Origin of the sequence: Nocardioides kongjuensis (assembly GCF_013409625.1) — a bacterium.
GTDB lineage: Bacteria > Actinomycetota > Actinomycetes > Propionibacteriales > Nocardioidaceae > Nocardioides > Nocardioides kongjuensis.
In genome coordinates, this window is record NZ_JACCBF010000001.1 from 3,246,942 (window position 1) to 3,269,130 (window position 22,189).

The following is a 22,189-nucleotide window of genomic DNA, read 5'->3' on the forward strand; positions in this document are numbered from 1 at the left end:
GGTCATGCGTCGCCGCTGGATCCTGCTCCTCGTCCTCGCGGCTCTCGTCGTCTCGGCCGCCGTCGTGGTCGGCTGGCGGCTGAGCTCCGCGGACCGCACGCGGTTCGAGACCGCGCTGGCCCTGGCGCCGAAGACCGCGGCCCGGTTCAGCTGGACCGACTGGGCGGGAGTGCGCTCCGAACTCGGCGCCGACCTGTCCGCGTCCTCCTCGGGGGCCGAGGTGGACGACTTCCTGCAGGACGCGTTCGACCGGGACCTGGCCTCGACGACCGCACTCGACGCCTCGGCCCCGACGATCCAGGAGCAGCTCGGCTTCTCCCCCGCCACCATCGACTGGGAGCTGTTCAGCCAGGGCAAGGACGGCGCGCTGGTGCTGATGGGACTGCCCGACGGCTTCGACGTCGACGGCCTGCGCGAGCGGCTGCGCGCGGTCGGGTTCGAGGAGCCGGACGACGCCGACGGCGTGTGGCGCGGAGGCGTCGACCTGCTCGAGGGGCTCGACGGCCCGGTCACCCCGGAGCTCGCCGCGCTGCAGGTCGACGAGGAGGACGACGTCCTCGTCGGCAGCGACGACCCGGACTTCCTCGGGCAGCGCACCGACCTGGCCCGCGGCGACCGGGAGGACGGCGTCAGCGACGTGGTCGACGCCGAGGGCGCCGCGCTGAGCGCCTCGGTGGCCACCGGCGACCAGGCCTGCTCGGCGCTGGCGATGACCGACGCCGACCCGGCCGACCGCACCCGGGCCAGCGAGCTGGTCGAGCAGGCGGGGGGCGTGCACCCGCTGACCGGGTTCGCGATCGCGGCGCAGCCGGGGGGCGGCGTACGGGTGGCGATGGCGTTCGAGACCGACGACCAGGCCCGGGAGGACGCCGACAGCCGCTCGAAGCTCGCCGCCGGACCGGCGCCCGGCCAGGGCGGCAGCTTCCCCGAGCGGTTCTCCCTCGGCAAGGTGGTCGCGTCCGGGCGGGTGGTGACCATGGCGCTGAAGCCGGTCGAGGGGTCCTTCGTGCTCTCCGACCTCAGCAGCGGGCCGGTGCTGTTCGCGACCTGCTGATCCCCACGATGGAGCGACGACGAGCTCGCGCCGTCGAGCTCAGTGCAGGACGCCGAGGATCCGGTCGATCTCCTCGGTGGAGAGGCGCTCGTCGGAGTTGCTGGCCGCGATGATGAGGTTGGTGGTCAGCTCGACCTCGGTGAGGAGGTCGCCGTCCTCGAGGGTCACGTCGAACTGATCGGCCATGCTTCCCTCTCCCTCGAGCCGGACCAACGCACTTTTCCGACTCCATGATCCCCCTCGGCGCCCCCGGCAAACCCAAAAGTTCCGGAAAAATTCGTGGGGCCCCGCCGACCGGCGGGGCCCCACGGAAGACGAGGTCTTCTCGGAGGTGACTCAGAGAGGACGAACGTTCTCCGCCTGGGGACCCTTCGGGCCCTGGGTGACGTCGAACTCGACCTTCTGGTTGTCCTCCAGCGACTTGTAGCCGGTGGTCTGGATCGCCGAGTAGTGGACGAAGACGTCGTCGCCGCCACCCTCCTGCTCGATGAAGCCGAAGCCCTTCTCGGCGCTGAACCACTTCACGGTGCCCTGAGCCATGTTGCTCGTTACTCCTCGTATCGGGGCGAGAGCCGCCACCTCGACGGCCCGCAGCGGCTGCGATGACGCGTCGCTCCGATGCGTGATGACGACACCACAAACCAGAACGCCGTCGGCCACAGACTCCGCAGGCGTTCACCTTCGAGAACTGCAGCCGCTGCGAAGTCGACACTACCAATCCGCGGCGACAGCGGAACCTCTCCGACGACATGAACTTCGGTTAGGTCATGAAGGTTCTGCAACACACGTGTGTCAGTCCGGAAAACCCCTCTGCAGCGGGCGTTCCGGACGGGCGATCAGCCCAGCAGGGCGCCGGCCAGCTCGTCCCCGAGGAGGGCGCGAGGCGACACCCCGGCCGTCCAGCCGCCGTCGACGGCGATCTCCGCACCGGTCGTGTACGACGCGTCGGCGGACAGCAGGTAGACGATCGCCCCGGCGATCTCGGAGGCCGACGCGACACGGCCCATCGGGGCCGGCGGGTACATGCCCTCCCCCTCGACGACGCCGGCGCTCTGCACCGTCATCGGGGTGTAGACCATGCCGGGGTGGACCGAGTTGACCCGGATCCGCTTGTTGGCCAGCTCCAGCGCGGCGACGCGGGTCAGGCCCCGCATCCCCCACTTGGCGGCCGCGTAGCTCGAGGTCAGTGGCAGGCCGACCAGGCCGCCGGTCGACGACACGTTGACGATCGAGCCGCCACCGTTGTCCTTCATCGACGGGATGACCGCCTGCATGCCGTGGAAGACGCCCGAGAGGTTGGTGGCCACGATGGCGTCCCACGCCTCGGTGGTCTCCTGGTCGAACGGCGCTGCGGTGGCGGACAGGCCGGCGTTGTTGACGAGGCCGTCGATGCGGCCGTGGGTGTCGAGGACGGCGGCCACGACCTCCTCCCAGCTGGCGCGCGAGGCGACGTCGTGCTGGAGGAAGCTCGCCCGCTCGTCGCCGATCCGGGCGAGTGCCGCCTTGCCCTTCTCGACGTCCCTGCCGGTGATGACCACCGTCGCGCCGGACCTGACGATCCGGTCCGCAGCGGCCAGCCCGATGCCGGAGCCGCCTCCCGTGACGATGATGACCAAGTTGTCGAGATTGCTCATGGCGTCCCCCGTGTCGATGGAGTGTCGTTGGAATGTCACGAGCACTCTGAGACCTGGGTCACAGGCGGTCCGCGCCTGTCCCGCTCCACAGGACAGGCGCGCCGCAGGATCAGCAGCCGGCGGCGGCACGACCGGCGCGGCGGCCGAAGAAGGTGCCGTCGCCGAGCGAGGTGCCGCTGACGTAGCCCTCGCCGTGGATGCCGGAGGTGGCGCGGCCGGCGGCGTAGAGGCCGGGGACGGGGACGCCGGACGCGTCGAGGACCTCGCCGTCGACGGAGGTGCGCAGCCCGCCGAGGGTGAACCCCGAGACGCCGGTGCCACCGCGCGAGCCGGTGCCCTCGGGGTCGAAGCCGCGGGTGGCGTCCACGATGGCGTACGGCGCCTCGAGGGGTCGCAGCCAGCGCGGGTCCTTGTGGAAGAGGGAGTCCTCGCCGGCGGCCGCGTCGCGGTTGTAGCGGGCGACGGTGTCCTCGAGCGAGCCGGGCGGCAGGCCGAGCTCGGTCTCGACCTCGGCGAGGGTCTCGGCGACGACGGCGGGCTGCACGCCCCAGCGCTCACGCTCGGGCACGTCCTCCCAGCCCCGCTCGTCGACCAGGGTGAACCACGGCCCGGGACGGTGCCGGACCGCGGCCTGGCTGAACCGACCGGGGTAGACGTCCTCGTTGACGAACCGCTGACCGAGGCCGTCGACGAGCATGCCGCGGACCGCGAGGGCGGGCACGACGGACAGCGCGACCTGGGTGCTGGCCATCCGGCGGAGGGTGCCGCCGGCGGCGACGCCGAGGCGGATCCCGCTGCCGTCGTCGAGGCCGTCGCTCACGACGGAGTGGCCGATGAGCACCGGCGCGTGGTCGGCGACCATCTCGGCGTTGTCGGCGAAGCCGCCGGTGGCGATCACGACACCGCGGTGGGCGCGGTAGGTGACGTCCTCGCCGAAGCGGCGGGCACGGACCCCGACGACGCGGCCGGAGTCGTCCTGGACCAGGCCGGTGACCCGGGTGTCCGGGTGGACGTCGACGCCGGCCTCGCGGACGGCGGTGGTCAGCCGGTCCATCAGCAGCCAGCCGCCGAAGCCGTCGGTGGCGGGGCGGTGGCCGCGCGGCACCGGGCGGGCGAGCCCGGTGAACGGCCAGGCGTTCTCGCCGAGCCACATCAGGCCGTCGGCGGTCGGCGGGAGCCACGAGACGCCGTCGTACAGGCTCGGGTTGAAGGTGATCCCGAGCCCGCGGAACCACTCGAAGTGCTCGACGCTGCCGTCGCAGTAGAGGCGGAGCTTGTCCTCGTCGGGGTGCGGCCCGAGCGCCTCGTGGAGGTAGGCGTACATCAGGTCCGGGTCGTCGTCGACGCCGCAGGCCTGCTGGAGCGCCGTGCCGCCGCCGAGGTAGAGCTCGCCGCCGGACACCGCCGACGAGCCTCCCGGGGCGGCGCGGTCGAGGGCGACGACGCGCGCGCCGGCGCGGGCCGCCTCGAGGGCGGCGGCCGCGCCGGCACAGCCCATGCCGACGACCACGACATCGGCGTCGGCCTCGACCATCGGTGCGCTCACCGGGGGACGAACGCGGCCAGCGGCTCGGAGCCGGACCAGTCGTGGCCCCAGTAGCTGTCGGCCGTGATCTCCTCGGCGGTGTACGACGACTCGTCGACGAGCATGCCGTCCCAGCCGTACTCGATGTCCCAGCCGCCGGGGGCCCGGACGTAGAACGAGATCATCTTGTCGTTGGTGTGCCGGCCCAGGGTCGAGGAGATCGAGAACTCCCGCTTGTTGACCTCGTCGAGCGCGCGGCCGACGGCGTCGAGCTCGTCGACCTCGACCATCAGGTGGACCATCCCGGGCGCCTCGTCGTGCGGGGCGGGGCAGATGGCCAGGCTGTGGTGACGGCGGTTGATGCCGAGGAACTGGATCCGGCGGTCGCCGGGCACCTTCATCGAACCGCGCTCCAGGAAGCCGAGCACCTCGGTGTAGAACGCCGTGGTCTCCTCGGGTGCGGTCGTCGGCAGGACGACGTGGCCCATGCCCTCGGCGCCCGTGTGGAACCGCTGCGCCCACTTCGTGACCACCGGGCTGTGGTCGAGGACGGGTCCGCAGAAGACCTCGAGCACGGTGCCGGCCGGGTCCTCGAAGGAGATCGCCTTCTCGACGCCGCGCTCGGCGCACTCCTCGGTGGTCAGCTCCTTGACGCCGCGGCCCGAGGCCTCGACGTCGGCGGCGACCCGGGCCAGGGCCGCGGAGTCGCGGACCTCCCAGCCGATGGCCTGCACCCGGTCGGTGTCGCCGGGCAGGACGACGAGGCGCGCCTGACGCTCGTCCATCCGCAGGTAGAGGCCGTCGGGGTCGGGCCCGGTGCCCTCGGCGAAGCCGAGCGCGTCGATGGTCAGCTCGCGCCAACGAGCGAGGTCGGTGGCCTGGACCCGCAGGTAGCCGAGTCCGCGCAGGTGGGTCATGGGGTGTCTCCTCAGATCATCGAGCGGAGCGGGCCGGACGGCGGCTCGAGGCCGAGGTCGCCGAGGCCTGCCGCGTGGAAGGTCGGGCCGGGCACGTGGATCGCGTGCGCCAGGCCGGTGTGCGCGTCGCGCCAGAAGCGCTGGATCGGGTTGTCCATCCGCATCGCGTTGCCGCCGGAGCGGGCGACGACCTCGTCGAGGGCCCGGACCGCGCGCCAGGCCGCCTGGACCTGGGTACGACGACCGGCGGCCCGCTCGGCGAAGGTCGGCACGTGGCCGCGGGAGACCGCGTCGTACATCCGGGTGACGTTGTCGACGAGCGCCGCGCGGGAGGCGGCGATGTCGGCGGCCGCCTCGCTGAGGGCGTACAGGGCGTACGGGTCGTCCTTGCTCGCGGCGCCGGAGACCGTCGTGCGGGAGGCCTGCCAGGCGGCGTGGTGGGCGAGGGCACCCTCGCAGATGCCGATGACGGCGGAGGTGATGCCGAGCGGGAACACGCAGGAGAAGGGCACGTGGTAGCCGGTCTCGGTGAGGCCGGCCTCCTTCGCGGCGTCGCCCTCGGCGACCTTGGTGTACTCCAGCGCGCGGTAGGACGGGATGAACGCGTCCTCCACGACGATGTCCTTGGAGCCGGTGCCGCGCAGGCCGACGACGTCCCAGCTGTCGGGGACGATCGTGTAGTCGGCGCGCGGGAGGATCACGTGCATCATCTGCGGCGGCATGACCGGGGCGCCCGTGGCGTCGCCCATCATCGCGCCGAGGAAGATCCAGTCGCAGTGGTCGGTGCCCGACGAGAACTGCCAGCGCCCGCGCAGGGTCCAGCCGCCGTCGACGGGCGTGAGCACACCCATCGGGGCGTACGGCGACGCGATCCAGGTGTCGGGGTCGGCGCCCCAGACCTCCTCCTGGACCCGCTTGTCCGCCATCGCCATCTCCCACGGGTGGACGCCGACGATGCCGGCGACCCAGCCGGTCGCGCCGTCGAGCTGGGCGATCCGCATGACCGTCTCGGCGAACTCCGCCGGGTGGGCCTCGTGGCCGCCGAACTCCTTGGGCTGCAGCAGCCGGATGACGCCGGAGTCGCGCAGCACCTTGGCCGCCGCGTCGTCGAGCTGGCCGAGCTGCTCGTTGGCCGGGCCGAGCGCCGCCAGCTCGTCGGAGTGCTCCTCGATGGCGGCGAGCACGGTGCCGCGGGTCTGGTCGGTCATGCGGGTTCCTTCCGGGGCTGACGGGTGTCGGGGACGACCTCACGCTCGCAGCGGAGGTCGGTTCGCGGAGGCCGGTTCTCGCTCATCGGGACCTCGAGGTCGTCGAGTGGCCGCGAGCACCGGCGAGGGCTCTCAGGCGCGGGTGAGGAAGGCGAGCACGGCCGCCTCCCAGGCCGCCTGCTGCTCGATCATCGCCCAGTGGCCGCAGCGCGGCAGGACGTGCAGCTCGGCGTTGGGGATGGACCGCATCGGGAGCATCGCCATGTCGACCGGGCTCACCCGGTCGTCGCGTCCCCAGGTCAGGAGCACGGGCGCGGTGATCTTGTGGAGCATCGCCCAGTACGGCGGCCGGTCGCTCGCCGCGGCCGACCTGGCCCGGGCGGCGTTGGCCTCGCGGCCGTACATCCGCCGCGCCGAGGCGAGCGTCTCGGGCTCGGTCGCGAGGTCCCAGCGCTGCTGGATGAGCTCCTCGGTGACCATCCCCTGGTCGAAGACCATCGACCGCAGCCACTGGACCAAGCCCTCACGGGTCGGGTTCTCGACGAAGTCGGTGAGCCGGACGATGCCCTCCCCCGGACCGGCGCCGAAGACGTTGGTGCCGACGCCGCCGACGGTGACGATGCGGGTGAACAGGTCGCTGCGGGCGATCGCGAGCTGGGCCGCGACCACGCCGCCCATCGAGTTGCCGATCACCGGCACCGGGCCGAGGCCGAGGCCCTCGACGAACCGGGTCACCGCGGGACCGGCGGCCACGAACGGCGACTCGTCGATGTCGTGGCTGACACCGAAGCCCGGCAGCTCGAGCACCAGGCAGCGGAAGTGCGCGCCGAGGGCGGGCAGGTTCTGGTGGAAGTTGCGCCAGCCGGTCACGCCCGGGCCCGATCCGTGGAGCAGCAGCAGCGGCGGGCCGTCGCCGTACTCGTGGTAGACGAGGGTGCCCGCGTCGGTGGCGAGCTCGCGGCGCGTGTCGTCGTACGACGGGAGGCTCATGCGCTCGCCTCCACCGGCGCCGAGACGCGGGTCAGGACGTAGCCCTCGAAGCCGTTGTCGCGGGCCTCGTCGCAGATGCGGCGGTAGTTGCCGAAGCCGCCGATGTAGGGCATGAAGGTGCGGGTCTTGCCCTCGATGTTGGCGCCCATGTACCAGGAGGCGGCGCGGGTGAAGAGGGTGCCCTCGGCGACCTCGCCGAGGTGGGCCGTCCACTTCTCGGCGGCGTCCTTGCGCGGCTCGGCCTGGTCGATGTCGTTGGCCCGGCAGAACTCGATGAGGTCCATGCCCCAGTCGACCTGCTGCTCGGTGTGCGTGGACATGTTGGCGAGCACCGACGGGCTGCCGGGGCCGTTGAGGGTGATCAGGTTCGGGAAGCCGGCGACGCCGAGGCCCAGGTAGGTCTCCGGGCCGTGCGCCCAGTCGTCGGCGAGGACGGCGCCCCGGGCGCCGCGCAGGTCGATCGAGGTGAGCGCGCCGGTGAGCGCGTCGAAGCCGGTGGCGAAGACGATCACGTCGAGCTCGTACGACGCGTCGTCGGTCTTGATGCCCCACGAGGTGACCTGCTCGATCGGGTGCTTGCGCAGGTTGACCAGCTCGACGTTGTCCCGGTTGTACATCTCGTAGTAGCCGGTGTCGGTGACGATCCGCTTGGTGCCGATCGGGTGGTCGGTCGGGATCAGGTCCTCGGCGACCTGCGGGTCCTTCACGATCTCGCGGATCTTGGCCTCGGCGAACTCACGGGCGTAGTCGTTGGCGACGATGTCGACGCCCTGGTCGGGGAAGGTCTTGGCGAACAGCACGCCGCCCTCCTGCCAGCGGGCCTCGAACGCGCGCTCGCGCTCGGCGGCGTCGACCTCGGTCGCCTTCCTCGGGTGGGTGGTGCTCAGCGAGCCGGCCGGGGCGTAGAGCGAGGCCTTGCGACGCTCGGGGTAGGTCTCCTGGACCTTCTCCCACTCCTCCTCGGTGAGCGGCCGGTTGCGAGCGGGGACCGTGTAGTTGGCGCTGCGCTGGAAGACGGTCAGCGACTGGGCCTGCTCGGCGAGCAGGGGCGCGGCCTGGATGCCCGAGGAGCCGGTGCCGATCAGGCCGACCCGCTTGCCGGTCAGGTCGACCGGCTCGTCGGGCCACTGCGCGGTGAACAGCTGCGTGCCGGCGTACTCGTCGATGCCGGGCAGGTCGGGACGGTTCGGCGCGGACAGGCAGCCGGTCGCCATCATCAGGAAGCGGGCCCGGTGCCGGGTGCCGTCGTCGAGGGTGACCGTCCAGGTCGAGGCCTGCTCGTCGAAGTGCGCGGCGGTGACCCGGCGGCCGAAGGTGAAGTGCCGGCGCAGGTCGTAGCGGTCGGCGACGTGGTCGAGGTAGGAGCGGATCTCGGGCTGGGTGGCGAACCGCTCGGTCCACTTCCAGTCCTTCTCCAGCTGGCGGTCGAAGGAGTAGGAGTAGTCGACGCTCTCGACGTCGCAGCGGGCGCCGGGGTAGCGGTTCCAGTACCAGGTCCCGCCCACGCTGTCGCCGGCCTCGACGCCGACGACGTCGAGGCCCTTCTCGAGGGCGCGGTACATCGCGTAGATGCCGGCGAGGCCGGCGCCGACGATGACCAGGTCACGGGTGTTCTCGGTGGGTGCGTTCATGGCTTTCTCCTGGTTCGGGCTAGGCGCTGAGGCCGCCGTCGACGGTGTGCTCGCCACCCGTGCAGTAGGCGGCGGCGTCGCTGGCGAGGAAGGTGATCAGGGCGGCGACCTCACGGGGGTCGGCCGCCCGGGACAGGGGTACGGCGGACCAGTCGACCTGGTCGGCGCGCATCATCGGCGTCTCGATCGGGCCCGGGCACACGGCGTTGACCCGGATGCCCCGCTCCCCCAGCTCGAGGGCCGCGGAGCGGGTGACGCCGCGGACGCCGAACTTGGTCGCGGAGTGGACGAGGGCGTGGCGGTGGCCCGAGAGGCCCGCGGTCGAGGAGACATTCACGATCGCGCCGCCGTCGGCCATCGACCGGGCGGCGGCCCGGGTGCCGAGGACGGTGCCGCGCAGGTTGACATCGAGGACCAGGTCGATGTCGTCGTCGGCCATCTCGGCGAGCGGGGCCTTGCGGTAGACGCCGGCGTTGTTGACCAGCACGTCCCAGCGGCCGTGCTGCGCCCGGATCTCCCCGGTCACGCGGTCCCACTGGCCGGCGTCGCGGACGTCGAGCTCGACGGCGGTGGCCGTGCCGCCGATGCCGGCGGCGGTGCGGCTGGCGCCGGCGAGGTCGCTGTCGCCGAGGACGACGTGGGCGCCGGCCTCCGCGAGGACGGACGCCACGGCCGCGCCGAGGCCACCGGCCGCGCCGGTGACCAGGGCGACCCTGCCGGTCAGGTCGGGTCCGGTCATGCCGGTCCCCCGGCAGGCGACGCCACCCCGAGCAGGGTGCGCAGGTCGGCGTACAGCAGCTCGCGGGCGGACGCGCCTGCGCGCAGGGTCATGAAGGTGAGCAGGCCGTGGAAGAGCTGCGGGTGGATCCGGGTGAGGACCGGCACGCCGGCGGCGGCGAGCTGGGCGGCGTAGCGCTCCCCCTCGTCGGCCAGCGGGTCGGCGGCCGTGATGACGACGACGGCCGGCGGCAGGCCGGCGTGGCTCGCGGCGCGGGCCGGGGCGACCAGCTCGGGCGGCTCGGGGAGGGTGCGCTCCGGGCCGAGGTACTGGTCCCAGTACCACTCCATGTTCGCCCGGGTGTTGAACCAGCCGTCGGCGTAGGTGTCGTAGCTGGGAGTGTCGCAGCCGGGGTCGATGACCGGACCGAGCAGCGCCTGGCCCGCCAGGGCGGGTCCCTTGCGGTCGCGGGCCATCAGCGCGACGACGGCGGCGAGCGCACCACCGGCGCTGTCGCCGGCAACGACCACCCGGGCCGGGTCGGTGCCGAGCTCGTCGTGGCGCTCGCTCGCCCAGAGCAGGGCGGCGTACGCGTCCTCGGCGGCGGTCGGCGCACGGTGCTCGGGGGCGAGGCGGTAGTCGACCGACACGACGACGGAGTCGGTCTGCCGGGCGAGCTGGCGGCAGAAGCTGTCGTGGCTCTCGAGGTCGCAGAAGACGAAGCCGCCGCCGTGGGTGAACACGACCAGCGGGCGCCGTACGTCGCCCGGGCCGTGGGGCTGGTAGACCCGGGCGCCGATGGTGCCGCCGTCGACGTCGATGGTGACGTCCTCGGCCGAGCGGACGTCGTCCAGGTTGGCCGGCGGGACCTGCCGTGCCTTGGTCGCGGCGCGCGCGTCGGCGCCGGTCATCGTGGAGACCTGCGGGAAGTTCTCGTTGAGCAGCGCCAGGAACCCGGCGACCTCGGTGTCGAGCATGTTGCGAACGTAGGCAGCGCTCTCCCGCGGAGTGGCTCCGGTCCCGTTGGACGGGACCGGAGTGTTACGAATCGGAACATTCCTTACCGTCCGATGTCATGAGCGCCCTCGCCTTCTCCCCGACCCCGCCGCCCGCCGAGGTGCTGGAACCGACGCCCGACGTCATGCGGCGCGCGATGGGCGCCTTCCCGAGCGGGGTCACCGTGGTGACCGCGGTGCACGACGACGAGCCGGTCGGGTTCACCTGCCAGTCGTTCGCGTCGCTCTCGCTCGAGCCACCGCTGGTCCTGTTCTGCGCGACCAGCGAGGGCCGGGCGTGGGCCCGGATCCGGGAGGCCGGGGCGTTCTGCGTCAACGTGCTCGCCGAGGACCAGGTCGACCTGTGCCAGCGCTTCGGCTCGCGCAACGGACTGCGCTTCGAGGGGCTGGAGTGGACCGCGCCGCACGGTGCCCCGGCACTGCCCGGCGCCGTGCTCCGCGTGCACGCGACGCTCGAGACGGTGCACGTCGCCGGCGACCACGACATCGCGATCGGGCGGGTGCAGGGGCTCGAGCTCGACACCGCCCCGCCACTGGTGTTCCACCGCGGCCGGTTCGGGCTCGACGCACCCAAGGCGGGGTTCGCGCACTGGGGCGAGCAGGACTTCTGGAGCTGAATCGCGGGCAGGGCCGGCGTACGGCGGGCCTATCATGAGCCGCATGGCGAGTGCCGCGGCGAAGAAGAAGGCGGACGGGGAGAGCTCCGACCCGCCGGTGTCGATGGTCGCGCGGATCGCCCTGATCATGCGGGTCTTCGACGAGCCCGGCGCGCGGTTCCGGCTCGACGACATCGCCACCCGCACGGGCCTGCCGCGCTCGACGGTCCACCGGATCCTCGACCAGCTGCTCGTCACCGGCTGGATCCAGCGCCGACCCGACGGCTACTCGCTGTCCGCCGGCGCCTCGACCGCGCGGCACTCGCCGTCCGAGCACCCCGAGCTGCGCTCGGTCGCCGCCCCGGTCCTCAACCGGCTGCACCTCGACACCGGCCTGGTCGTGCACCTCGGCGTGCTGATCGGCACCGACGTGCTCGTCCTCGACCGGATCGCCGGGCGCGCCGCCGCCGGCAACGCCGGGACGGCGTCCCGCGTCGGCGGCCGGGTCCCGGCCCACGCCACCGCCCTCGGCAAGGCGATCCTGGCCCAGCTGCCCGGCGAGGAGATCGACACCCTCTTCCGCCCAGGCCTGCCCAAGCGCAGCCCCCGCACCATCGACGACCTGCCCACGCTCCACCAGGAGCTCGGTCGGATCCGCGCCCGCCGCGGCCTCGCCTACGAGAACCAGGAACTGGTCCTCGGCACCTCCGCCCTCGGCGCCGCCATCCGCGCCGACGGCCTCCTCGCCGCGATCTCGGTCGGTGGCGCCGTACCCCTGGAGAAGCTGGAGCGCCTCGGCCCGCTCATGCTCCGCGCCGCCGCCCACGTCACCCAGCGGCTGTCCGGGCAGGACGAGGCCGTCGAGCCGGTCCGGCCGACCTCGGACGGGGTGCTCGGGCGGATGCTGCGCACGCTACCGGCCGACGGCTGGGTGTAGCGCTCGCCGGTGGCGTGCCGGTGGTTGAGGGGCGGGAGTCGCGCAGCCACCGAAGATCGGGCTGTGCTGCTGGGGTCCGTCCGTGGGCGTCGGTCGCGTAGCCGGTTTCGTTCCGAAAGGGCAGCGACGAGGAAGGTGGGGAGGTGGCTGGGTTCGCGGCTCGGGTTGCGGTCCCGCAGTCACATTCGTGGCATGCCGTGACGTCGGTTCTCCACACCCTCCGAATGGAGTTTCCCCTGTCCCCAGGCGGGTTCTGAACGTTCGCTTCTGTCGGCGGTGGGTGGGAGAATTCAGTCATGGATCTCGGAACCCGGCCCCGTTCGACAGCGGCTCTGCTGTCCGGGCTGCGTGCCGAGGTCGAAGGCCGCCAGGCCTCCCTGGTCCGCGAATGGGCGACGATCGTGGAGTGGGCCGGCGACCACATCATCACCGGACCCGAGGGTGTCGCGACGATCACCGAGGGCTACCTCGACACCGGCGTGCCCATCGCCGGGGCGGGTGCCCCGCTGGTCAGCGAGTTCGCGTTGATGGAGCTCGTCGCGGTCCTCGGCCGCACCCCCGACGGCGGCAAGGCGTATGTCGGTCGGGTCATCGAGTGCGCCTGGCGGCTCCCCAACGTCTACGAGGCGGTGGTGGCGGGGAGGTTGGCGCCGTGGCGTGCTGAGCGGATCGCGGACCTCACCCGGGGTCTTGGTGCTGAGGCGGCGGGGTTCGTGGACCGGCAGCTGTGGAACGCCTCCGGCGTCGGGTGGGCCCAGCTCGAACGCCTCGTCGCGGAAGCCGTGCTCCGCTACGACCCCGAACGCGCGGAAGCCGACCGCCAGAAGGCTGCCGACCACCGGCACTTCGACCTCAGTGACGTGGACGAGCACGGGCTGGTGCACCTCGACGGGCTGATGGATGCCGCCGACGGGCACGACCTCGACCTCGCCGTCGCTCGTCGCGCGGAGGTGCTGGGCCGGTTGGGTGACGAGAGCTCGTTGGACGTGCGCCGGTCGAAAGCGGCTGCCGAGCTCGCCCGCCAGGACCTGGCCCTGGACCTGCTGGTCCCGGACCCGGACACCGGGGAGGTGGTCGCGACCGTCCCTGGTCGCAAGGTCGTGTTGAACGTGCACGTCACCGACACCACCCTTGCTGGCCGGAACCCGGTCGGGCGGTGGGACGAGGGTCGCTGCCCGGTCAGCACCGCTCAGATCCGGGAGTGGCTGCGTGCCCGGCACACCACCGTGATCGTCCGGCCGGTGATCGACCTGGCCGACCACGTCCCCGTCACGGCCTACGAGATCCCCGACCGCCACAAGACCCGCGTCGCGTTGCGGGACCACACCTGCCGGTTCCCCCACTGCACCCGTCCCGCGACCCGGTGCGACATCGACCACCACCAACCCCACGACCAGGGTGGTCCGACCTGCCCCTGCAACCTCGTCCCACTCTGCCGGCGGCACCACCGCGCGAAGACCCACTCAGCCTGGCGCTACGACACCATCACGCCCGGATCCTACGTCTGGACCAGTCCCAACGGCTACCGGTTCCGGGTCGACCACCGCGGCACCCACCCCGTCCACGACACCGGCGACCCCAGCCCGCCCGACGAGTAGCGACCCCGCTCCACACCCCGCAGAACCATGCATCTGCGGGGGTAGCGGCATGCTCAGGACGGTGCAGTCGTCCCGGACTGAGACGTCTGCGTCACCACCAGCGGTCGGTGATGTCGAGCCCGTAGGCCCAGCGACCGAAGATCGACAGCGTCTGGTCGACCGAGTTGGCGGCGTTGGTGGCGGCGACCTGGGCGTCGCGCCAGGCACGCTGCAGCGGGTGGCGGCGCTCCCAGGCCTCGGGGCCGGCGGCGTCGAGGAAGCTGCCGATCGCGCGGACGGCGCGCTCGGCGGCCAGGGACTGGTCGCGGCGGGCACGCACGACGCTCTCGGTGTGGGGCGGCTCGTTGCGCTCGGCGCGCTCGAGCAGGCGCTCGAGGTGGCCGGTGAGCTGGCGCCAGGCGACGTGGAGGTCGGTCGCGGCGCGGGCGACGGTGGGCGCGGCAGCGGCCTCGGGGCGGTCGGCGAGCAGCGCGTCGTAGGCGCCCTCGGCCGCGCCGATCACGGGGACGGCGACCGCGTGGGTGTGGATGACGCTGTAGGGCATCCGGTAGAGCGGAGGCAGCTTGCCGGCCCACGCCGGGTCCTCCTGGAGCATCCGCTCCCGCGCCCCGAAGGTCCGGTACGACGGCACGAACGCGTCCTCGACGGCGATGCCGTCGGCGCCGACGGCGCGCAGTCCGGTCGGGTCCCAGCGCTCCTCGATCCGGTAGTCGGTGGCGGGGACCAGGGTGCCGACGAAGTCGACCGGCTCGCCCTTCTCGTCGAGCAGGAGCGCGCCCACGACCGCCCAGGTCGCGTGGTGGATGCCGGTCGACGTACGCCACCGGCCGGTGAGCCGGTAGCCGCCCTCGGTGGGGGTGAGCTGTCCGTCGGGGGTGTACGACGACGCGAGCCGCGCGGCCGGGTCAGCGCCCCACACGTCGGCCTGGGCGCGCTCGTCGAAGAGCGCGAGGTGCCACTCGTGGGCGCCGAGGATCGAGGCGACGAAGCCGGTCGAGGGGCAGGATCGCGACAGCAACCGGACGGCACGGAAGAAGGTGACCGGGTCGGCCTCGAGGCCGCCGTACGCGGCGGGCCGGAGCATCCGGAACAGGCCCGTCTCGGTGAGCCGCTCGATCACCGCGCTGTCGACCGCACCGTTGATCTCGACCGCCGCTGCGTCGCGGGCCAGCTCGGGCAGCATGGCCCGGACCCCGGAGATGACCGCGTCGGTCGCCTCGCTCACCGTTCCCCCTCCATCACGACTAGTGTCGGCCTCGACAGCCTAGGAGGACCCTTGCACACCCACACCGCGCTCCGCGACCGTGTCGAGGACCTGGTCCCCCGCATCCGCGAGGAGGCCGCCCGCACCGAGGCGGAGCGCCGGATCCCGACCGAGGTCCTGGCCGCGCTGCTCGACGCCGGCGCGTTCTCGCTGGTGCCGGCCGCCGAGCGTGGCGACCGCGAGGCGGAGCTGGTGGAGCTGGTGCGGACCGTGGCCGCAGCGTGCGGTTCCACGGGCTGGGTGACCGCTGCCGGGAGTGCGGTGCCCTGGCTGCTCGACCTGTTCCCGCAGGCCGCCTGGGCGCGGCTGCACGACGAGGCCGGCGACCCGCTGGTCGCGTTCAGCCCCGAGCCCGCGGGCCGGCTGGTCGGGCCCGAGGACGAGCTGGTCCTCAACGGCCAGTGGACAGCGGTGACGGGAGCGGCGAACGCGTCGTGGCTGTTGCTCGGCGTACGACGTCACAAGGTCCCCGGCGAGCCCGGCCGCGCCGGCCTGGCGCTGGTCCCCGTCGCTGACTGCGAGCTCTCCGACCCGGTCGACACGGTCGGCCTGACCGCGTCGGGCGCGCAGGACGTCCGGGTCCGCGGGGCGGCGATCCCGGTCGGCTCCTGGGCCGATGCGGAGCACCGCGGCGCCGACCTGCGCGCGATCGGCACCATCGCCGCGATGGCGCTCGTCGGCTCCGCCGCCGGCGCGCTGGTCACCCACCTCGACCAGTCCCGGCAGCGGCTCGCGCTGTCGCACGGCGGCGAGGACGCCCTCGACCTGTCCCCCGCGCGGATCGCCCGCGCGGCCTCGCTCGTCGACGGGGCGGCGCTGGTGCTGCGCGAGCAGGCCACCGGACACCACGACCCCGACGACCAGCCGCGCGATCCGTTCGAGGACCAGCTCTACGCCGTCGACCGTGCCGTCGAGGCGACCGCCCTGGTCTTCGCCAGCCTGCGCGCGCACGCCCTCGACAACGGCGACCCGGTCGCACGGTTGTGGCGCGACGTCCGGGTCGGCGGCTACCACGCCCGGGCGTTGATCACCCGGCTGCGCGCACTCGGCGGCTGAGCTCCGCGGGTCAGCCGACCAGCGCGAGCCGCAGCGCGGCCAGCTCGGCCTCGGTGAGGCCGTGGCGCAGCAGGAACTCCGCGCCGCCGCCGTACGTCGCACGCAGCGCGTCCACGAACGAACCGATCGCGGTGCCGTCGACGGCGAACACACCCTGGCCGACGTTGGGCAGGTTCTTGTAGGCGGGGATGCGGACCAGCCGCTCGCGCACCTGCGCGGCGCGCTCGGAGGTGAGGGCGTAGTCGGCGGCGATGTCCTCGGACGAGACACCCACGGCGTCGAGCAGCACGGCGGCGATGACGCCGGTGCGGTCCTTCCCGGCGGCGCAGTGGAAGACCACGGCGTGCTGCTCGGGGTCGCCGATGATCCGCGCGGCCTCGACGAACGACTCGGTGCTGCCGGCGAGCAGCTGCCAGTACAGGGCGCCGAGGTCGGCGCTGGTGCCCGAGGGCACGACGACGTCGAGCAGGGTCGCGTCGGCCTTCTTCACGGGGAGGTTCACCACCCGCACGGCCGTGTCGCGGAGCAGGCCGTGTCCCTCACGGGCGGCCTCGTCGGGCAGCCGCAGGTCGATGATCGTGCGCAGCCCGCGCACGTCGACCAGCTCGGTCACGTCCGCAGCGCAGATCTCCTGCAGCGTGCTGGCCCGGAACGCCACGCCGGAGCGGGTGACGCCACCGCCCGCGACCGGGAGACCGCCGAGGTCGCGGATGTTGTCGACCTCTGCCAGGTCGAGCCACCTGGTGGCCTCGCTCACCGTGCCCACAACTGCCTCCGTCTCGATCGGGGTGACGACGGTGTCACGATCCCCGGAGCGACCGGTTCGCCGCGGACTCGTCCCGCTGATCGGGAGCGACGGCCCTCACACCCCGCGCTCGGGTGAACCTCGGGTGAACCGAACGAGACGAGGAGATCGAGATGTCCGTTGCCGAGCCCACCCTGCTCAGCGTGCTGCGCGTCGTCGAGCTGAAGGGCCGGGTCCGCGAGGCCGACGTGGCCACGCCCCTGGGGATCGCCCCCGAGGCGGCCGGGGCCCTGCTGACGGACCTCGAGGGATCCGGCGAGCTGGTCAGGGCCGGCGCCGGCTTCCGGCTCGCCGACCCCGGTCGCGCCCGGCTGGCCGAGCTGCTCGCCGCCGACGCGGCCACCGTCGACCAGCCCTCCCTCGCCGCGGCGTACGACGACTTCTGCGTCGTCAACGCCGACCTCAAGACCATCGTGACCGCCTGGCAGCTCCGGGCCGACGGCACGCCGAACGACCACACCGACGCGGCGTACGACGCCGGGGTGCTCGCGCGCCTCGCCGACCTGCACGCCCGGGTGCTCCCGCTCGTGGAGCGGCTCGCGCAGGTCGCGCCGCGCCTCGCGCGCTACCCCCAGCGGCTGCAGCACGCGCAGGACCGGCTCTCCGAGGGCGACACCACCTGGGTCGCCCGCCCGATCCTCGACAGCTACCACACCGTGTGGTTCGAGCTCCACGAGGACCTGATCCAGCTCAGCGGGCGGACCCGCCTCGAGGAGGCCGTCGCAGGACGCGCGCACTGATGGGCGACCTCGTGGCCGACGTCGTCGTGCTCGGCCACGGCGCCGCCGGCTGTGCCGCGGCGATCGAGGCCCACGACGCGGGTGCCCGTGTCGTCCTGGTCGACAAGCTGCCCGCTGGCCTGGAGGGCGGCAACACCCGCGTCTCCGGTGGCGCCTGGTGGGAGCCGTCGAGCGCCGAGCGGGCCGCGGCCTACCTGCGCAGCCTGTGCGGCGAGCGCCCCGTGCCCGAGCCGGTCGTGGCGGCCTGGGCCGAGGAGTGCACCCGCACCACGGCATGGATGCGCGAGGTCGTCGGCGCCGAGGTCGGGACCGTGCCGGGCACGCTCGACCGCGGCATCGCCGGCACGGTCGTGGAGGTCCCGCCCGAGTTCCCCGAGCTCGAGGGCAGCGACGCGGTCACCGGGTGGCGTGCCGTCGGCGGAGCGCTCGGCAGGTCGCGCCTCCTCGCCGCCCTCACCCGGGCCGTGGCCGCCCGCGACATCACCGTCCTCCTCGGCACCCGTGCCGAGCGCCTCGTCCAGGACGCCGACGGCACCGTCGTCGGCGTCCAGGTCACCGACGCCGACGGCGCCCGCCGCACCCTCCCTGCGGCGGGCGGCGTCGTGCTCGCCACCGGCGGCTTCGAGGGCGACGTCCGCATGGTCCGCGACTACCTCCGCCTCCCGCAGACGCTGACCTGGGGCTCGCCCCACAACACCGGCGACGGGCACCGGATGGCCCAGAAGGCGGGCGCCGACCTGTGGCACATGGACAACATGACCAGCATCGAGGGCTTCCGGGTCCCCGGCTTCGACAGCGGCTTCTACGCACGGTTCTCGTTCCGCAAGGGCTTCCTCTACGTCGACCACGACGGTCGCCGCTGCGTCGACGAGCTGCCCCGGACCGGGCACGGCCAGGCCCGCGTGCACGGCGCCTACGAGCACGTCCCGGTCCGCAGCCTGCACGCCGTCTTCGACGAGGCGACCCGCCTCGCCGGACCGATCTCGCCCACCGCGGCGATGCTGCCGGTCGGCTGGAACGTGCTGGTCGAGGACTACGAGTGGAGCTGGGACAACAGCGTCGAGATCGAGAAGGGCTGGCTGCACAGGGCCGACACCCTCGAGGAGCTGGCGCCGCTGATCGGCGTCGACCCGGAGCTCCTCGTCGCCTCGGTCGAGCGCTACAACGCGGCCTGCGCAGCCGGGTTCGACGAGCAGCTCGGCCGGGACCCGTCGACCCTGGTCGCGCTCGGCGACGGCCCCTACTACGCGTTCACGTCGGCACCGATGCTGGCCTGGAGCAACGGCGGCCCGCGCCGCAACGAGCACGCCGAGGTCCTCGACCCGTTCGGCGAGACCATCGCCGGCCTGTACGCCGCCGGCGGGGTCAGCACGACCTACAGCTGGTGCAAGGACGGCGGCATGCACATCGCCGACGCGCTCGCGTTCGGCCGCATCGCCGGTCGCCGAGCCAGTGCTCGGGCGCGCGTGCTCAGCGCACGATCGCAGGGTTGACCGCGGGCGGGCCGCCCAGCATCGACCGGTGCGAGGGCGGCTGTGCGCCGTCGACGTCGGTCACGCCGAGCTCGACGGCGAGCTCGGCGTTCACCACCGTCTGCCCGTTCCAGCGGGTTCGCTCGGGGTGCTGCCAGAGGGCGGCGATCACCCTGCCGGGGAGCTCGACGGACTCGGTGCGTGCCGCCAGGTCGCCGTATCGGTCGGGGTCGGCCTCCAGCGCAGCCTGCGTCCGCTCGGTGCGCAGGATGCCCATCCACAACGACACCGCGGTCACGCCGTGCGGCTCGAGGTCGATGCCGAAGTCGTGGGCGAGCCGGTCGACACCGGCCTTCGCGGCGCCGTACGCCGGGCCGTGCATGTAGCAGCCGCCGCCGAAGGACGAGGTGTTGACGAGCAGTCCGCGGGCTGTGACCAGCAGCGGCGCCGCGTGCCAGCTGGCGGCGTACGTCGAGCGCAGGCCGACGTCGAACATCGCCTGGTGCGCGAGCGGCCGCTCCCAGAACGGCAGGTCGTCGCCGAGCCCGGGAGGCAGGGCGATCGCGTTGTTGACGAGGACGTCGAGGCGACCCTGTTCCTCCCCCACTCGGCTGAACAGGGCCGCCACGGCGGCGTCGTCACCGTGGTCGCAGAGCACGCCGATCCCGTGGCCGCCGCGGACGCCGACCTCTGCGGCGACGTCGGCCACGGACGCGGAGCGGCCGGTCACGTAGATGGTCGCGCCGAGGTCGCCGAGCGCCAGCGCGATGCCGCGACCGACGCCCCGCGAGGCGCCGGTCACGACGGCGACGGGTGCGGTCACTCCGCCTCCGCTGCCCACGCCTGCAGGCGGGCGAGGTAGGGGTTCTCCTCGGCGGCGACGCTCTCGATCCGGCCCTCCCAGACCTGACCCGTGGCGCCGTCGACGGTGATCTCGCGACCCACCAGCGACTCGACGGTGCCGGCACCGCAGCCGACCACGCAGGGGCGCGCGATCTCGCGGCTCACGACGGCGGCGTGCGAGGTCGCGCCGCCGTACTCGGTGACGATGCCGTTGGCGGCGAGCATGCCGTGCAGGTCGTCGGGCGAGGTGGCGGAGCGGACCAGGATGACGTCCTCGCCCGCCTCCGCGCGCTCCTCGGCCTCGTCCGGGTCGGCGACGGCGACGCCGTACGCCAGGCCGGGGCAGGCCGACTCACCGGTCGCGACCGGCGTTCCGACGCCGGCGCCGGACGCGGCCTCGACGACCGCCTGCAGCTGCTCGGCGCTGACCTGGGCCACGGCCTCGGCCGGCGTGAGCACGCCCTCGTCGACCAGGTCGACCGCGATCCGTACGGCGGCCGCCGCCGTCCGCTTGGCCGACCGGGTCTGCAGCAGCCACAGCCGCCCGCCCTCGACGGTGAACTCGATGTCCTGCACGTCGCGCCCGGACTCCTCCAGGGTCGCGGTCGCCTTCATCAGGTCGGCGTGCACCGCCGGCATCTGCTCGGCGAGCATCGCCAGCGGCTGCGGGGTGACCCGGCCGGAGACGACGTCCTCGCCCTGGCCGCGGGCGAGCCACTCGCCGAAGGGCGCGGGCTCGCCGGTGCTCGGGTCGCGCGAGAAGAGCACGCCGGTGCCGGAGTGGTCGTCGAGGTTGCCGAAGACCATCGCCTGCACGGTGACGGCGGTGCCGAGGTCGTCGGCGATCCCCTGCGTGCGGCGGTAGGTCTGGGCGCGAGCGGACTGCCAGGACCCGAAGACGGCGGCGACGGCGGCACGGAGCTGGGCCCACGCGTCGTCGGGGACCGGGCCCTCGGCAACGGTCTCCTGGTACTGCCGGACGAAGCGCTCGCGGGTGTCGGCGACGTGCGCCTCGTCGCCGCTCTCGGCGACCAGCGCGGCCGCGGTGGCGTCGGTGAGGCCGAGGTTGAGGACGGTGTCCATCATCCCGGGCATGCTGACCGGCGCGCCGCTGCGGACGGAGACGAGCAGGGGACGCTCGGTGCTGCCGAAGCTGCGGCCGGTCTCCTCCTCGAGGAAGGCGACGCCGCGTCGTACCTGCTCCCAGACGTCGTCGGGGACGGTGCCGTCCGCCGCGTAGAAGGCCGCGCAGCAGCCGGTGGTGAGAGCGACGGCGGGCGGGACGGGCAGCCCGAGGGCGCGCATCGCGTTGACGCTCCAGGCCTTGCCCCCGATGGCGGCACGGTCGAGGTCGCAGCTGCCGTCGAGGCGGACGACGTCGGCGGTGATGCCGGCAGCGATGGCCGGGCGGTCGATGGTCGCCATCATGAGAAGTACAGACCGCTGGTGATGCCACCGTCGACGACGAACTCGCCGCCGGTCGAGTAGCTGGACTGGTCGGAGAGCAGGAACGCCACGAGCGGCGACACCTCCTCGGGCTGGCCCCAGCGCGGGATCGGGAACTTCGCGAACGCTGCACCGGCGGCGTCGCCGCCCTCGTGCTGCGTCATCGGGGTGGCGATGCCACCGGGGTGGACCGAGTTGACCCGGATGCCGGCGGGGCCGAGCTCCTGGGCCGCCGCCTTCGTCAGGCCGCGGACCGCGAACTTGCTGGCGGTGTAGGCGGTCGTGAAGGCGGTGCCGAGCAGGCCGTTGATCGAGGAGATGTTGACGATCGAGCCGCCACCGGCCTCGGTGATCACCGGGGCGACCGCACGCAGGCCGAGGAAGGTGCCGGTCACGTTGATGTCCATCATCCGCTGGAACGCCTCGGGCGTGGTGTCGGCGAGCGAGCCGAAGCTGAGCACGCCGGCGTTGTTGACCAGGCCGTGCACGGCGCCGAAGGTCTCCGTGGCGGTCGCGACGACCGCGTCCCAGTCGGCTGCCGAGGTCACGTCCTGGTGCACGAAGACGGCGTCGTCGCCGAGCTCCTTGGCGAGGATCTCGCCGGCGTCGTCGATGACGTCGCCGATGACGACCCGGGCGCCCTCGGCGATCAGGTGGCGGGCGTGCGAGGCGCCCATGCCACGGGCACCGCCCGTGATGATGATGACGCGTCCGTCAAGCGTTCCCATGTCGCGAATCT

At 73.2% G+C, this 22,189-nt stretch carries 22 protein-coding genes; 7 read left to right on the forward strand and 15 right to left on the reverse strand.

All coding sequences use genetic code 11. The annotated features are described in order from the left end of the window. Nucleotides 1-4: 4 nt before the first annotated feature. Nucleotides 5-1,054, forward strand: coding sequence for a hypothetical protein (locus tag BJ958_RS15645; RefSeq protein ID WP_179727867.1), 1,050 nt, complete (start codon nt 5-7; stop codon nt 1,052-1,054). Nucleotides 1,055-1,093: 39 nt separating this feature from the next. On the opposite strand, the gene BJ958_RS15650 is transcribed toward BJ958_RS15645, so the two are convergent. The 10 genes from BJ958_RS15650 to BJ958_RS15695 form a co-directional block, all read right to left on the reverse strand. After that, a complete protein-coding gene (locus tag BJ958_RS15650; protein ID WP_179727868.1) occupies nt 1,094-1,240 on the reverse strand; it encodes a hypothetical protein in 147 nt (48 codons plus the stop codon). A 150-nt stretch (nt 1,241-1,390) separates the two neighbouring features. Continuing rightward, nucleotides 1,391-1,594 (reverse strand): cold-shock protein, encoded by a 204-nt coding sequence (locus BJ958_RS15655; protein ID WP_028654732.1) that lies wholly within the window; start codon nt 1,592-1,594, stop codon nt 1,391-1,393. A 296-nt stretch (nt 1,595-1,890) separates the two neighbouring features. Next, nucleotides 1,891-2,688 (reverse strand): glucose 1-dehydrogenase, encoded by a 798-nt coding sequence (locus tag BJ958_RS15660; protein WP_179727869.1) that lies wholly within the window; start codon nt 2,686-2,688, stop codon nt 1,891-1,893. Nucleotides 2,689-2,797: 109 nt separating this feature from the next. Further along, on the reverse strand, nt 2,798-4,234 hold the full coding sequence (locus BJ958_RS15665; protein ID WP_343052702.1) for an FAD-dependent oxidoreductase: 1,437 nt from the start codon (nt 4,232-4,234) through the stop codon (nt 2,798-2,800). Continuing rightward, nucleotides 4,231-5,130: a VOC family protein gene (locus tag BJ958_RS15670; protein WP_179727870.1), complete on the reverse strand. Its 900-nt coding sequence runs from the start codon at nt 5,128-5,130 to the stop codon at nt 4,231-4,233. Before BJ958_RS15670 ends, BJ958_RS15665 begins: the two co-directional genes overlap by 4 nt. An 11-nt stretch (nt 5,131-5,141) precedes the next feature. After that, entirely contained in the window at nt 5,142-6,338 is a 1,197-nt protein-coding gene (locus BJ958_RS15675) for an acyl-CoA dehydrogenase family protein (protein ID WP_179727871.1), read from the reverse strand. Between the two features lie 132 nt (nt 6,339-6,470). Further along, nucleotides 6,471-7,328 carry an alpha/beta fold hydrolase gene (locus BJ958_RS15680; RefSeq protein ID WP_179727872.1) on the reverse strand — a complete coding sequence of 286 codons (858 nt, stop codon included), beginning with the start codon at nt 7,326-7,328 and terminating at the stop codon, nt 6,471-6,473. Next, entirely contained in the window at nt 7,325-8,959 is a 1,635-nt protein-coding gene (locus tag BJ958_RS15685; RefSeq protein ID WP_179727873.1) for a flavin-containing monooxygenase, read from the reverse strand. Before BJ958_RS15685 ends, BJ958_RS15680 begins: the two co-directional genes overlap by 4 nt. A 19-nt stretch (nt 8,960-8,978) precedes the next feature. Next, entirely contained in the window at nt 8,979-9,698 is a 720-nt protein-coding gene (locus BJ958_RS15690; RefSeq protein WP_179727874.1) for an SDR family NAD(P)-dependent oxidoreductase, read from the reverse strand. Beyond that, a complete protein-coding gene (locus tag BJ958_RS15695) occupies nt 9,695-10,654 on the reverse strand; it encodes an alpha/beta hydrolase (protein WP_179727875.1) in 960 nt (319 codons plus the stop codon). Before BJ958_RS15695 ends, BJ958_RS15690 begins: the two co-directional genes overlap by 4 nt. 98 nt (nt 10,655-10,752) lie before the next feature. Between BJ958_RS15695 and BJ958_RS15700 the strand changes: the two genes are divergently transcribed. The 3 genes from BJ958_RS15700 to BJ958_RS15710 all read left to right on the forward strand — a co-directional run bounded on the left by BJ958_RS15700 (nt 10,753) and on the right by BJ958_RS15710 (nt 13,824). Continuing rightward, the gene (locus BJ958_RS15700; protein WP_179727876.1) at nt 10,753-11,310 is read left to right on the forward strand and encodes a flavin reductase family protein; all 558 of its coding nucleotides are present in this window, start codon (nt 10,753-10,755) and stop codon (nt 11,308-11,310) included. A gap of 43 nt (nt 11,311-11,353) precedes the next feature. Then, on the forward strand, nt 11,354-12,226 hold the full coding sequence (locus BJ958_RS15705; RefSeq protein WP_218865782.1) for an IclR family transcriptional regulator: 873 nt from the start codon (nt 11,354-11,356) through the stop codon (nt 12,224-12,226). A 296-nt stretch (nt 12,227-12,522) separates the two neighbouring features. Beyond that, nucleotides 12,523-13,824 carry an HNH endonuclease signature motif containing protein gene (locus tag BJ958_RS15710; protein ID WP_179727877.1) on the forward strand — a complete coding sequence of 434 codons (1,302 nt, stop codon included), beginning with the start codon at nt 12,523-12,525 and terminating at the stop codon, nt 13,822-13,824. 91 nt (nt 13,825-13,915) lie between these two features. Here BJ958_RS15710 and BJ958_RS29095 read toward each other — a convergent pair whose 3' ends face one another. Beyond that, on the reverse strand, nt 13,916-15,049 hold the full coding sequence (locus BJ958_RS29095) for an acyl-CoA dehydrogenase family protein (RefSeq protein ID WP_179727878.1): 1,134 nt from the start codon (nt 15,047-15,049) through the stop codon (nt 13,916-13,918). A gap of 51 nt (nt 15,050-15,100) precedes the next feature. On the opposite strand from BJ958_RS29095, the gene BJ958_RS15720 reads away from it, so the two are divergent. Continuing rightward, on the forward strand, nt 15,101-16,144 hold the full coding sequence (locus tag BJ958_RS15720; RefSeq protein WP_179727879.1) for an acyl-CoA dehydrogenase family protein: 1,044 nt from the start codon (nt 15,101-15,103) through the stop codon (nt 16,142-16,144). A 10-nt stretch (nt 16,145-16,154) separates the two neighbouring features. Here BJ958_RS15720 and BJ958_RS15725 read toward each other — a convergent pair whose 3' ends face one another. Further along, nucleotides 16,155-16,910 carry a tyrosine-protein phosphatase gene (locus tag BJ958_RS15725; RefSeq protein ID WP_179727880.1) on the reverse strand — a complete coding sequence of 252 codons (756 nt, stop codon included), beginning with the start codon at nt 16,908-16,910 and terminating at the stop codon, nt 16,155-16,157. Nucleotides 16,911-17,062: 152 nt separating this feature from the next. Between BJ958_RS15725 and BJ958_RS15730 the strand changes: the two genes are divergently transcribed. Continuing rightward, the gene (locus tag BJ958_RS15730) at nt 17,063-17,689 is read left to right on the forward strand and encodes a hypothetical protein (protein ID WP_179727881.1); all 627 of its coding nucleotides are present in this window, start codon (nt 17,063-17,065) and stop codon (nt 17,687-17,689) included. Continuing rightward, nucleotides 17,689-19,182, forward strand: coding sequence for an FAD-dependent oxidoreductase (locus tag BJ958_RS15735; RefSeq protein ID WP_179727882.1), 1,494 nt, complete (start codon nt 17,689-17,691; stop codon nt 19,180-19,182). Before BJ958_RS15730 ends, BJ958_RS15735 begins: the two co-directional genes overlap by 1 nt. Here the strand turns inward: BJ958_RS15735 and BJ958_RS15740 are convergent. From BJ958_RS15740 to BJ958_RS15750, 3 genes are read right to left on the reverse strand one after another with little or no spacing between them, the layout of a single operon-like run. Continuing rightward, complete coding sequence (locus BJ958_RS15740) at nt 19,160-19,984, reverse strand: SDR family NAD(P)-dependent oxidoreductase (protein WP_218865783.1); 825 nt, start codon at nt 19,982-19,984, stop codon at nt 19,160-19,162. The two genes, BJ958_RS15735 and BJ958_RS15740, sit on opposite strands and share 23 nt — an antisense overlap. Further along, on the reverse strand, nt 19,981-21,429 hold the full coding sequence (locus BJ958_RS15745; RefSeq protein WP_179727883.1) for a pyruvate, phosphate dikinase: 1,449 nt from the start codon (nt 21,427-21,429) through the stop codon (nt 19,981-19,983). Before BJ958_RS15745 ends, BJ958_RS15740 begins: the two co-directional genes overlap by 4 nt. Then, on the reverse strand, nt 21,429-22,178 hold the full coding sequence (locus BJ958_RS15750; RefSeq protein ID WP_179727884.1) for a glucose 1-dehydrogenase: 750 nt from the start codon (nt 22,176-22,178) through the stop codon (nt 21,429-21,431). The genes BJ958_RS15745 and BJ958_RS15750 overlap by 1 nt, the downstream gene beginning before the upstream one ends. Nucleotides 22,179-22,189: the final 11 nt, after the last annotated feature.